Raw genomic sequence first — 12,806 nt, forward strand, 5'->3', positions numbered from 1 at the left:
TTGGTTTTGGGTGAGGGTTTGCTAATTCATTAGGATATATTGTATTCAGATGCATCTCTTTGAGGTGCATTTTTTGATTAAGGTATTCGATCATTTCCGACCTATTTTATTTCCACGTCAGCCAACGCACCTTGTTTCACATATCTTATCAGTTTTACAGATTCATCCTGTACTCGTTTCCGACCTAAATCAGATAAAAACCAGTTATCCTTTCGAGTGTTGTTGTCCTCAGCAGCACATAAAGTATAGTTAATCCAGCTAGGCATATATGTCTTTAGGGTCAGATGGAGTCTTTTCATATGATAGGATGTTGTAACGGCTAAAAGACGGTTGATTTTATATAAATGAAACTCCCGGTCTAATACCAATAATGAAGCCAAAACATTTTCTAATGTATGTAATGACTTGTCTTCAATTAGTATATCTTGTTCAGGAATACCTAAGGATATTGCTTCTTTTTTCAAAGAAATGGCCTCTGAGAAATCATTTCCACTCCATGTTACTCCGCCTGAAAATAATATTTTGCTGGCTCGTCCTGCATTATATAATTCGACTGCCTTTGGTAAGCGATAGTGAATTGCTTTACTGCTGCCGACTACAAAAATGCAATCACCATCCTTACCATAATCTTCAATATCTGAATACAATAGCTTTGTCATTTGTCTGTCTGATAGCTTTTCAGTTTCTAATTTAGATAGATACATGATAGCCTCCTTATCTGAATTCCCCATTAAAAATATACCACAATTTACAAGTTGATGACTGGCTGAGTAAACGGTCTTTGGCTTTATTGGTTGAGTTGTTTGATCAGCAGAAAATCATGCTCACGCGGTGGTTTGTAAGGAAACCCTCTAGCCTCTAGGCAGGTCAAAAGATTATCGCTAAAATAAAATAATGTGATCTCCTTCCAGATGGGAGAGCAGGGACCTCCAATTATAAAGTATTTATTAAATCTAAAATCTTATCAATAAATCAGTCTACAATAGGTTTTGTGAGAGGGGTAGGAAGAAATGGTTTCGATTTTACTCGTTGAAGATGATAAAGAAATTGCGAGAATTTGTCGTGATCACCTTAGTCGCAATGGAATGAGGGTGACCTGGGCTTCGACAGGATTAGAAGGCTGGGAGGATTTCAAGCAAGCGAGCTACGATCTTGTGCTTGTCGATTTAATGCTTCCCGAAATGGACGGCTTTCAGCTGTGCAAAAATATTCGATTATCGAGTGATGTTCCTCTACTTATTATTAGTGCGAAACAAGAGGATGAAGCGAAAATTAAGGGATTGGATTTGGGGGCTGATGACTATATCACAAAGCCATTTAGTCTAGTCGAACTAACAGCACGGGTGAACTCTCATTTACGGAGGTATCAAAGATATCAGGGAATAGAAGTTGCTGAGAAGCGGTTTTCCTTTAATGATGGTTTGGTGATTGATTTAGAGCAACGAATGGTCAAGGTTGATGATAGTGAAAAATCATTAACGTCGAAGGAGTTTGCAATGCTGCAACTACTAATGACACATCCATGTCGGACGTTTTCTAAATCTGAGCTATACGCACAGGTCTGGGGTGAGGTGGATGTGGATGGCAATAATACGATCAATGTTCATATTAAAAGCCTCCGCAAGAAACTTGGGGAACATCTAAAAGAACCGAAATGGATTGAGACCGTCTGGGGTACGGGGTATCGATTTATTGGAGAAACCCTTTCATGAAAATTCGGACATGGTTAATGGTTACGTATTTAATAGTGATGTTCTTACCACTCGCTGCAGCATACGGATTCTTTCTGCTTGTCCAAGAATGGGATCAGTCAAAACGGTTAGCAGATATGTTTGAATTAAATGAACAAATTCGGACGATAGAGGATCATCTTCAGTCCCGTAGTCTCTATCAAGTTCAGCCTAAGGAAGAAATAGAAAAGCAGTTGCCAGAGGAGACGAAAAGGGCTGGGGTGACGATTCAGCTCTATCGTTCAGATGGCGTCTTGGTCTATCATTCTGATGATGACTATCAGACATTACAGCAGGTGGACCGTTCCCAATTAATGAAGAATCTCTACAATTATGAGTTATCCTATCAATTCTTAAGTGTCAAAAAGCCGATCTACGAAGATCAGCAAATTCATGGGATTTATGAAATCCAGATGGATCGTTCAGATTGGGTCGACGGGGTCAAGGAAAGAAGAACAATGATGATTGCCTCGCTAATGATCTTATTTACTGCCTTGTATGGTGCTGTCATTATTTTATTGCAACGAAAACTGAACAGGCCGTTGAAGCAATTAATGAATGGCATGTCATCATTCGCTGCAATGCAGAAGCCAATTCATTTCAAGCAAAAGAAAAATGATGAGATTGGCCAGCTGATGAGACATTTTGAGCAGATGCAGGAGCAAATTGTAAATGCTCAACAGGCAGCTAAAAAAGAACAAGAGGAAAAACAGCTGATGATGGCGTCGTTTTCCCATGATATAAAGACGCCATTAACCGCATTGCAAACGTATGCCGAAGCATTACAGGATGAGTCGAATTTAACGCCAGCTGAGCGTAAAGAATATCTACAAATTCTTAAAAATAAATCCAGTCATTTAAAAGGGATCATTGAGGATTTGACGACCTATGCCAAATTACAATCTAGCCAATATGATATCGAGTTACCTGAGGTGGATGCAGAAGAATTTTTCGATATGCTATTTGAAGGCTATGACGAGCTCGCACGTCAGCAGGGGATTTTGTTACAGAAACACGCCGTAATCTCAGGAACCTGTTTTATGAATGACCAGCAGATGGTTCGCTATCTTGATAATTTGATGAGCAATGCATTACGCTACACCCCGACAGGTTCCATGATTGGCCTTGCTGTTATTAATGCAGGCGAGGAACTACCTGAGTGGATTTTTGAGGAAGCACGCAGTCAACTAGAGCAATTCCATGAAGATCACGCCCTACTAATTGTGCAAAATGATGGGCCGAAAATCCACGACTTAGAAGCGGTTTTTACCCCCTTCTACCAAGAAGAGGATGCGAGAACGTTTGAACAGGCAAAGCATACGGGACTAGGCCTCAGCATTGCAAAGAGAATTGCTGAGAAGCATAACGGTGAGATGAAGCTATCCTCATTTAATGGAAAAGGTACATTAATTACGATGAGGTTTAAACAAAAAAGGACGTAGGAGTGATTGTCTATGAAAAAGTCATTGGAAAGCTTATCAATAATTAGCCTAGGATTGGTGTTGGGGGCATGTTCAGTTCAAGAAACAGGCCACTATTCCCCAGATGAAATTGTCGCAAATGCCGTTGAACAGAATAATGACATTCAAGGCTATTACATGAAGGTGGATTTTGAAGTATATAAAGGTCAAGAGCTGATTGATGACTCAACGATGGAGCAGTGGATGGACAATGAAGGGAATCGAACGAAGGTGATCTCAGCAACAGCAGATGGAGAAGTCACGATGTCACTAAATGACGGGAAAAAAGTTATTTTCTACTCAGATTCGCAGGAAGCTGCATACGAAATGGACGCTCCTGAGCTTAGTTCGGAATGGACTGGACAAAATCAACGTGAACAAATTGAGATAACTTTAGAAGAAACAAGGAAAACCCATGATATTGAATTAATTGGCGATGAGGAATTGAATGGCTTCGATACGTTTCATATTAAGGCAGTCCCAAAAGAGAAAAACAGTTTAAGAGGAGTAGAGGAATACTGGGTGACAAAGGAGCATTGGATGATCGTTCAGTCGATTACGGAAAGTGACGATATCAAGGTGAATTATAAGGTGACCGAATTGGAAGTGAATCCGAGCTTTGATGATCAGACGTTCACACTTGATTTACCTGAGGGAGTCGAGATCAAACCATTTGAAGAAATGAATCCGGCCGAAGAGGTGACCTTAGAGGATGCTGCCGCTATTTACGGGCAACCAATTCTAACAATCACCGACGGAGGATATGAGCTCGTCCGTATAGAGCAATTTCGGATGGAGAACTTTGATCGAACTGAGATCAGTCAAGAATACCAAAAGGATGGCTTTTCACAGCTAATCCTATCATCCTTTGAAACACCGGAGGAAGAGGGCCTCCCAATTGGATTTGGAAAAGAGGAAGAAATCGAGCTTCGAGGGACGACAGCTATCTACACGGAGGAAGTCATTACAAATCTCATCTGGGATGAAGCAGGCCTGCGATATTCCTTATTAGTTCAGAATCCAGATCTAACAAAAGAAGATGTCATTAAAATTGCAGAAAACCTAGAGTTTGTGGAGTAATTGACAATGAAAAAGCGATTATACCTTCATTTGTATGACAGAAGGCGAGAGCAATTCTGTACGTATGTTGAAAAGCACAAAGATAGGATCTTTCAGCTCAGCTATCTACTCGTTAATAACAAACAGATAGCTGAGGAAATTTCTAAAGAGGTACTAATCGAAGCCTATGCTGATTTCGATTCACAGCGAAAAGGACGAGAAGATAAGATTTTGCTGTATAAACAAGTGATTAAACACACGCTGACGATTCTAGATCAGCAAGTAGATGAAGTGAATGGCTCTATCATGCATGTAAAGATGTCAGTGGCAAAAGGGTTAATGAACCTAGCATTTGAAGAACGCGCCATTCTCATATTAAAGCATGTGTGCCTGCTTTCGATTAGTGATATTAGTGAAGTGGTTGGCTTACCTAAACCACTGGTGAAGGAACGTCTTATACAAGCGAGAGACATATTAGTTTTGGAGATTGTGAACGGTCCTGTGATTGGTGTAGGATGATATGGAATGCACTTCAATTCTTATAAAAAATATAAAAAGGAATCCGAGCAATTAGTGCTTTGGTTCCTTTTTGTTGTGTAGAAGGAATCTACATTTCTATGTTCTTCTCTCTTTTCCCTTAATAAACTCTCCCAAATTCATCTAAAATAATGCTACTATTAATACAAATAGAAACGGAATCGACAGATAGGAACAATCAGATAGAAATGAGGAGAGGATAGTATGTATCAAATTGAGCCTCTAAGTCAAAAAGAGAGAGATCAGTTATTAATTGAGCTCAGTGACGGGCAGAGGGCATTTGTGATCGAGCTTATGAAAAGGGGCAGAAGAACGGTTTTTTCAAATGTTCTAGCAAAGGATAAAGCGAGTGGAAGTGATGAGGACGATATCGAAGAAGTAGCAGCACAATGGGAGCTACTAGACTATCTTGATGCGGGTGAAACGTGGCAAAGTACGTCTGACCTACACTGCGAGTGCGGTCGTCCCCTTAGATACCAGTACATCGTCCAAAACGAAAAAACGAGAGAGATTAAGAAATTTGGTATTAAACATTTTGAAGAACATACCGGAATCCCTCCGCATCTTGCTAAGGATATCGTTAAAGGCATTGAAAAAATAGATTATGAATTAGATGAAGTGTTAGTAAAACTAGCAAATGGTTGGACACTTGCGGACGAGGGTATAGGCGATATTCCAGCTTCGATTGAGATTCCAAACGATATTCAGGAACATTTCGATCATGACGTTCCTCTGCTAGACAGGCAGGTTCAGCGGTTGCGAACGCGAATTTCCGAACAATCTCGTGCAGAAAAAAGAAGACAGCAGGAAAATGAAAAAGCCGAACAGGAAAAAGAAGATAGAAGACAAAGAGAAATTGCAGCTGAGCGTAGAAACCTCATGTCTGCCAAGCTTAGCTCTGGGCAACAAGTCATAAAGAGCAATATTCAATTAGATGCAAAACTACAGCTAGGTGTTCTGGTTTATATCGACAGTTTAAATGGCACAGAATTTCGTGCTATTGACGTCTGTAACGACTTAGTAAAAAATCACGGTGCTCCCAAAAAAACGTATTCAACCGGCACTCTCCGAATCTACCCACATGTATGTCTCTTTTTGGATGCACTTGTAAAAGACGATAAACTGGAATTAAGTGACGAGCATGGGTTGGGGGCTCGGGCTTATAAGTTGAATGATGCTGTAGATTTGGTTGAAGTTGAGGAAAAGATTGAAGAAACTAAAACGAAACCTGAAGTAGAAACTGAAACTGACCAGTTGAGTTTGTTTGAGTTTTGATGTTGGAACACATAGTTGTTGAAGTCATGTTAGGTTTTTTTTAGGATTCCCTATTAAAAATTGAATGTCAGGGATCAGAAGATTTGTTTATACGATCATCATTTTAAAAAAGAGGCGTAGAAAAGTATTATTAAACATAAAGAGGAGGGTTTTTTTTCCAATTTGTGTGTTCAGATTCGTTTCGTGGAAGGTGTGAATAGGACGATCATTCAAAAACGAACGGTTGCTTCATTTGTTCGTTAACTGTTTAACGGAGTTTGTATCAATAAATTCCCAGCCTCCTTTCCTTTCTGATATATGTGTAACAACCTCATATTGCTTAGTGTCTATTTCAAATATATAGGTTACGATACAATAATCATGGTTTCCTACAAAATCTCTATGTTCAAAATAATGCTTGAACTGAATGTCTTTATCAACAACGATCATCTCAGCATGATCTATCTCTTCGGCTTTAATAAATTCCATAACTGCATCTTCAGAAGGCTTTTTAGCTTCACTATAAATAGCTTGTTTTTCCAGGTATTCGGATAAAAAAGTTATTAAAAGAAACGCTCCTACAAAAATTAGCGAGTAAACCAGTGGTTTTAATAACTTTTTCTTATTTTTCACAGCATTGACCTCCTCCAGTATTTGGTGATTAAAGTATAACAGGCTTCTTATTTTGATAAAGACTTTTAATATTTAGATTTAGTTAATTTTAATAATACACTTAAAGTTCTATTAATTCCGTTGGTTGACGGGGGTTTGTTTGGTGAGGGTTTTTGATTATTAAACGGGAGGGTATTATGATGAAAGATTATCTTGATCTAGAAGAAGAGGAAATTATCTACTATGTCTATAATCTAAATTGGTCCCTTCCGAAAGAAGCACAAGAGGAATCGATCTTGATTCTTTCACAATTACCTGAGGAAAAGGTAGATCGAGTGCTTCCTAAATACGGGAAAGAATGTTGGCAAAACGGTGTGCTGGTCATAAAGAAAATTGGCTATCCAAGAAATAAAAAGGCTTTGCCCAAATTAGCACGATTACTGCAAGATCGAAATTGGCCCGGAGCTCTAGAAGCAATTGAGGTATTTAGAAGTATGGGTAGGGAAATTAGTGTGCCATACATTGAAAAGGAATGTGAAGAGGCGTTACGCTGTCATGATGCTGATTGGCTTGAACATCTTTGTTTCGCTTGCGACTGTTTAAATTTAACTAAAAGTGACTTTAGCAATGAAGACAACTTTCTGCAAATGAAGAAGCTAGCTGAAGGGTTAGATTAACAGGAAGGGTTACAATAGCTGTAAGCATCCTGCTTAAATGCTAATGAAATTGGTAAGGATATAACGAATTAACGGCTATATCGCATGGGAGGCATAGATCGTGTCAGAGCATGGAGCAATTATTAAGAAGCTGCAGTTAAAAGATCAGAGTAAGCCGGTATTGATCATAAATGGACCTAAGGAATATGACGAAACTATCACCTTTGAAGCAGAAGTACATAAAGAGGTTAGATTAGACTCGTATCCTTTTGTGCAAGTATTCGGCTCTTCTAATGAAGAAATTCAAAGTCATGCGAGAGAGGGTTTGAAGGTTCTTGAGGAAGACGGCTTATTATGGCTTTGTTATCCGAAAAAGTCTTCTAAGAAGTATAAAGGGTCTAATTGTAGTCGGGAGACAGTCGCTGGATTACTTGCTGATGAAGGATTTGAGCCCGTTCGGCAAATAGCTATTGATGAAGACTGGTCCGCATTGCGCTTCAGACCAGTTGATAAAATTAAAAAGATGACACGGAAGAACGCAGTAACAGAAAAAGGAAAAGAACGTATTGTAGAATAGATTGGTATCGGGCATTAATTTGTTAATGGCTATCTTATTCAGAGTGAGTTCTTAGATAAAACATTGACCTTTTCATATCCATAATTTAGAATGAAAAATAATAATTGAGAGCAATGAAGAAGAAGAGTAAACGTTAAGAACGCTTTAGAGAGCTGATGGTTGGTGAAAATCAGTGCAGGACTAATGTTGAATGGGCTTCTGAGCTACTTGACTGAATTAATAGTAGGTTGAGCGGAACGTCTTACCGTTAAAGGAGACTAAGTATCGAAACAACGACTGATGTTTCTGTACGGCTAAGTGCGTTTGCTTTTGTAAACGAATTAAGGTGGCACCACGGGTTACTCGTCCTTTTTTTTTGGGACGGGTAACCCTTTTTGTGTTTAAAATTATTTGTTATAAGGGAGGGATTAGTTATGGGTAGAACGATATTAACAGGGATCAAGCCAACAGGACAAATTCATTTAGGGAACTATATCGGAGCAATCAAACCAGCATTAGATCTAGCTGTATTGCCTGGCTATAAATCTGCTTATTTCGTAGCGGATTATCATGGTCTTACACAAATCCATAATGCTGAGGAGTTTAGACAGTTATCATATGGGATTGCAGCAACATGGTTAGCACTCGGACTTGATCCTGAAAAGGTAGTCTTTTATAGACAATCGGATGTACCTGATATTTTTGAATTAAATTGGATCTTGAGTTGTTTTTCATCTAAGGGTTTAATGAACAGAGCTCATGCATATAAAGCGAGTGTCGAACGTAATAAGAATTCTGAGAAAGACCAGGATTTCGGTGTGAATATGGGTTTGTATAACTATCCAATTCTAATGGCTGCCGATATTTTGATGTTTAAAACCGAGGTAGTACCTGTCGGGAAAGACCAGGTTCAGCATGTCGAAATCGCCAGAGACATTGCTGAGGTTTTTAATCATACCTACGGTGAAACATTTTTGCTACCAGAATACAAAATTCAAGAAGATACGGCTGTATTACCTGGATTAGATGGCCGGAAAATGAGCAAAAGCTATAATAATACAATCCCACTTTTTGAAGAACCGAAAAAGTTATTAAAGCTGATAAATAAAATCAAAACAGATTCATTGCCACCAGAAGCACCAAAAGATCCAGAGCATTCTCCTATCTTTATGCTATATAAGGAATTTGCTTCAGAGATTGAAGTGGAACAAATGAAGGAACAATATCTCACAGGCATTAGCTGGGGAGATGCGAAAAAGGAATTGTTTAATGTCATGAATCGATTTCTTGAGGAACCGCGAGAAAAATACAATGAATTAATGTCCTCTCCAGAAAAAATTGATGAGATTCTTAGAGAAGGAGCAGAAAAGGCTAGGTCTATTACCACACCATTTTTAAAGGAGATTAAAAGCAAAGTCTGGATTTATGTTTAAAAGGTTTTTGTGTGTAAAGGAAATTGAAGTAGGTTTTACTACTAGATTCTAGCTGAATTATTTATTAGGATGTTTACCAAATATATGATTCATTCACTAATGAGCTTTCGAATTCTTTGATTATGTTTATTGCGACAGTCTAGAGCGTTATAACTATACTTTTTTATGAAAATTAAAAGGATCGCTTCTTTAACAAGCCCCTATTTAAAGTAAACAGATGAAATAAGAATCTGTTTATTTTAAGAGGGGCTATTTTTCATGTCTAAATAGTAAAAAAACAAAGAGCATATTACCCCTTGTGAGAAATCATTAAAGGATAGTTGTTATTTTATAAACAATAAATTAAAATGTTTATATATTAATAAACGTTAAGGAGTTTTGTTTGCTTATGGATAATGAAGAGCGTTTTTGGAATGCAACAGTTGATGAGCTTGCAAATGGGTACGTTCATTCGAATGATGAATTTACTTGTCTTCTATGTAATGAAAGCTTTGTAGATGGGATTATTTATCCGATGGATGGTGTTTTGTACGAAGCCAAAAAAGCAGTAAGTCGACATATACAGGATACTCATATCTCAGTCTTTGACTATTTACTTAGTCTGGATAAGAAACACACGGGATTGTCAGATCACCAAAAGGAATTACTGGATTTTTTCATGAAGGGGTTAAGTGACAAAGAAATCGTACAAGAGTTGAATGGTGGTAGCCCTTCTACTGTTAGAAATCATCGATTTAAACTCAAGGAAAAGGAAAAACAAGCAAAGGTATTTCTTGCGATCATGAATCTATTAAGTAAAAAGTCAGATAAACAAGCTGAACCTAATTTTGTTAGTTTTCATAAGGGGGCAACAATGGTGGATGAACGCTATGCAACAACAGAAGAAGAAAAGCAAAAGGTGCTGTCAAGATATTTCAAGCAAGGTGCCGATGGAGAATTAGATACGTTTCCAAGTAAGGAAAAAAGGAAGCTGATTGTATTACAACATATTGTAAAGCGCTTTGAACCAACTAAAAGATACTCTGAAAAAGAAGTGAATGAAATATTGAAAGCAATATACAGTGACTTTGCAACAATCAGAAGATACCTGATTGAGTATGGTTTCATGAAGCGTAGCAAGGATTGTACTGAATATTGGATTGGGAATTAAGGTGGTTCAAATGAATGTTGAACTTACAAGATTTAAAGTGAAAGATGGCAAGTCAGAAAGGTTAGGGTTGGTATGGAACCATAGCGGTCATTTCAATCTCAACCTAGCTACACAATTTTGATTACATTTTTTTGGGGTGAACAGTGGTGGGTGTGTTTTTTGAAAAAAGAAAATCGACGAAAAAAGATTTACTAATAATCATTCTTTTCTTTATAAACGCGATGATAAGTATCATTCGATATTTTACAGATTTAGAATTATCTTGGCTGTTCATTGTTGTAACTTCCGCGTTAGTCGTGCTTGCATTTTTGGTTCTTTTCGAGGAGGAAAAATTGAAGAAATAAATAGGGCTTTCTCTGCTGAAGCTTTTTGATGGTGGAAGTTAAATAGGGTTTTTAATTTATACTGAGTTAGTTTTTAGGTGAAGATCTAATAAGAGGCTGGGACAAAAGTGATTTAATTACTAGAAAATGCGAACAAAGATAGTTGGTGGACGCAAACCGCTCCTGAAATATACTTCGCTTTCCGCGGGAAGCCGCTGAGCCTCCTCGGCTACGCCTGTGGGGTCTCACCCTTGGCTTTTTCATCCCGCAGGAGTCTACGTATATTTCATCCGCTATGTGATTACTTTGTTCGGAATTTCAGTTAGACACTTTAGTTATGTCCCAGCCTCTTATTTTGATCTATAAAGAAAATATTTACAATTTTTCATCAAATCTGCTACTGTTATGTTATACGATATATCGCGTTACATAATAATTGATGGTAGGTGAGTTATGGGGAATTCGGATTATACGCCGATGACAGAGGCAATGTATTATGTTCTGCTTGCTTTATCGACGCCTCTTCATGGTTATGCAATGATGGAAGCGGTTCAACGGGTGTCGAGTGGTCGGATTAAGATGGGGCCAGGTACTCTTTATGGGATTTTAAAAAGATTGCAGAAGAATCATCTCATTTTTTTAGAGGAAGCAGATGGTCGGCGAAAAGTCTATCAAATTACAAATCTTGGTCGGGAAGCGTTAGAGTTAGAATATAAGAGATTAATAAGCATGGTCGAGGATGGTGCTTGGATCGTACGGGGAGGTGACAAGGCATGAAAAAAACAAAAAGGAAATGGATTTGGTTTGATGCTTGGGATATAGAAGAATTTGAATCGTGGCTGACAGACATGGCTGAAAATGGATGGAAATTGATCCGTTTGAATCATTGGATCGCCACATTTGAACAATGTGAGCCGAGACAGCTTCAATACCGATGTGAGATTAAATCAAAGAACCAAGCAGATAATGAACGTATCGACTTTTACGAAGAATTTAGTTGGGATTATATTGGTTCGAGGCAATTGATTGATGTTTTTCAGTGCGAAGGAGAAGTAACATTGAAGGAGGAGTTACATACAGATGCAGCGGAGTTTAGTGATGCTCTTTCAAATTTGAAAAGAGAGATTTACTGGAGGGCTCTTACAGCAGTTGGTCTGACGCTTGCTCTTTTTTGGATAACTTGGAGCAGTCTAACTCTCTCTTCTACTAGTCATTTTCTTGATAATACCTCGACACAGTTAGGGTGGATGTTATTACCTTATTATTTAATTCTCTGCTGGACTATGGTAAGGGGGATGGTTCATATTTCATTCCTTGTCAAAAAGTTAAAAAAGGGACAAATGTTAAATCACAGAGTCAACTATAGGAGAAGACTGCATATTAATCGAGGCGTCGTTGGAGCTGTGATTGTGTTAACGGTTGTCTATTTCTCTTTTTCTATGAGTGAACTCTTAGAAACGTTGGGGGAAAATCAACATCCGAAAATCCCAGAAAACGTCTCGGTTCTTTCGTTACATGATGTGTTGGGAGATACTTTTATTCAGAGTGGAAATGGCAATCATGATAATCACTATACGCTCGAATCGAGTTTATTAGCACCAGCTCAGGTCGAGCTATATCAAGGTGGAGAAGTACCGGGTATGGAATGGGAGGATGGCAGTGGCCCATATACGCCAACTATTCGTTCTTTTGGTTACAAGCTTAGAACAGAGTGGCTAGCAGAGCGTTTTGTGACAGCAATGCTAGAAGATTCATTTTCTTCTCTAAGCAATTACTCCTTTGAGACAGACCTGGACTTTGATGAAATCTGGGTCAGTCAAACAGATTCAGCGAGCTTCACTTTTGTTGCACGCATCGACCAAGTTGTCTTTCAGGTATATTATTTTGGGATGGAGCCATTGGAAGAGGTTTTGGCTTTGAGTGTGGAGAAAATGAGGGGCTTTTTGGATGAAGAGTAGTGATTGACTTATCAAATGATTTTCCTTATGTTACCATTTATGATAGAGGTAGAAGCATCTTGGATAAAAAATATTCAA

13 protein-coding genes and 1 other annotated feature are annotated in these 12,806 nt (G+C 38.3%); of the genes, 11 read left to right on the top strand and 2 right to left on the bottom strand.

What is annotated here, in order from left to right; all coding sequences use genetic code 11:
- Positions 1–101: 101 nt before the first annotated feature.
- Positions 102–704: a YdcF family protein gene (locus tag J7W16_RS12135; protein WP_210597564.1), complete on the bottom strand. Its 603-nt coding sequence runs from the start codon at positions 702–704 to the stop codon at positions 102–104.
- A 306-nt stretch (positions 705–1,010) separates the two neighbouring features.
- Between J7W16_RS12135 and J7W16_RS12140 the strand changes: the two genes are divergently transcribed.
- From J7W16_RS12140 to J7W16_RS12160, 5 genes are all read left to right on the top strand, one after another.
- On the top strand, positions 1,011–1,712 hold the full coding sequence (locus tag J7W16_RS12140; protein WP_210597565.1) for a response regulator transcription factor: 702 nt from the start codon (positions 1,011–1,013) through the stop codon (positions 1,710–1,712).
- A complete protein-coding gene (locus J7W16_RS12145; RefSeq protein ID WP_210597566.1) occupies positions 1,709–3,172 on the top strand; it encodes a HAMP domain-containing sensor histidine kinase in 1,464 nt (487 codons plus the stop codon). Before J7W16_RS12140 ends, J7W16_RS12145 begins: the two co-directional genes overlap by 4 nt.
- Before the next feature lie 12 nt (positions 3,173–3,184).
- The gene (locus J7W16_RS12150) at positions 3,185–4,270 is read left to right on the top strand and encodes a LolA family protein (RefSeq protein ID WP_210597567.1); all 1,086 of its coding nucleotides are present in this window, start codon (positions 3,185–3,187) and stop codon (positions 4,268–4,270) included.
- Between the two features lie 6 nt (positions 4,271–4,276).
- On the top strand, positions 4,277–4,768 hold the full coding sequence (locus J7W16_RS12155; RefSeq protein WP_210597568.1) for a hypothetical protein: 492 nt from the start codon (positions 4,277–4,279) through the stop codon (positions 4,766–4,768).
- Positions 4,769–4,990: 222 nt separating this feature from the next.
- A complete protein-coding gene (locus J7W16_RS12160) occupies positions 4,991–6,061 on the top strand; it encodes a DUF3895 domain-containing protein (protein ID WP_210597569.1) in 1,071 nt (356 codons plus the stop codon).
- A gap of 228 nt (positions 6,062–6,289) precedes the next feature.
- Here the strand turns inward: J7W16_RS12160 and J7W16_RS12165 are convergent, their stop codons facing one another.
- On the bottom strand, positions 6,290–6,673 hold the full coding sequence (locus J7W16_RS12165) for a hypothetical protein (protein WP_210597570.1): 384 nt from the start codon (positions 6,671–6,673) through the stop codon (positions 6,290–6,292).
- A 176-nt stretch (positions 6,674–6,849) separates the two neighbouring features.
- On the opposite strand from J7W16_RS12165, the gene J7W16_RS12170 reads away from it, so the two are divergent.
- The 6 genes from J7W16_RS12170 to J7W16_RS12195 all read left to right on the top strand — a co-directional run bounded on the left by J7W16_RS12170 (position 6,850) and on the right by J7W16_RS12195 (position 12,728).
- Positions 6,850–7,329 carry a hypothetical protein gene (locus tag J7W16_RS12170; protein ID WP_246879979.1) on the top strand — a complete coding sequence of 160 codons (480 nt, stop codon included), beginning with the start codon at positions 6,850–6,852 and terminating at the stop codon, positions 7,327–7,329.
- A 100-nt stretch (positions 7,330–7,429) separates the two neighbouring features.
- Positions 7,430–7,885: a DUF3052 domain-containing protein gene (locus J7W16_RS12175; RefSeq protein WP_210597571.1), complete on the top strand. Its 456-nt coding sequence runs from the start codon at positions 7,430–7,432 to the stop codon at positions 7,883–7,885.
- A 104-nt stretch (positions 7,886–7,989) separates the two neighbouring features.
- Positions 7,990–8,238, top strand: a binding site (T-box leader).
- A gap of 60 nt (positions 8,239–8,298) precedes the next feature.
- A complete protein-coding gene (locus J7W16_RS12180; RefSeq protein WP_210597572.1) occupies positions 8,299–9,297 on the top strand; it encodes a tryptophan--tRNA ligase in 999 nt (332 codons plus the stop codon).
- A 388-nt stretch (positions 9,298–9,685) separates the two neighbouring features.
- A complete protein-coding gene (locus tag J7W16_RS12185) occupies positions 9,686–10,447 on the top strand; it encodes a DUF2087 domain-containing protein (RefSeq protein ID WP_210597573.1) in 762 nt (253 codons plus the stop codon).
- 776 nt (positions 10,448–11,223) lie between these two features.
- Positions 11,224–11,547: a PadR family transcriptional regulator gene (locus tag J7W16_RS12190; protein WP_246879980.1), complete on the top strand. Its 324-nt coding sequence runs from the start codon at positions 11,224–11,226 to the stop codon at positions 11,545–11,547.
- Entirely contained in the window at positions 11,544–12,728 is a 1,185-nt protein-coding gene (locus J7W16_RS12195) for a DUF2812 domain-containing protein (RefSeq protein ID WP_210597574.1), read from the top strand. The genes J7W16_RS12190 and J7W16_RS12195 overlap by 4 nt, the downstream gene beginning before the upstream one ends.
- Positions 12,729–12,806: the final 78 nt, after the last annotated feature.

The organism is Halalkalibacter suaedae (genome assembly GCF_017939705.1).
GTDB classification, from domain to species: Bacteria; Bacillota; Bacilli; order Bacillales; family Bacillaceae_D; genus Halalkalibacter; species Halalkalibacter suaedae.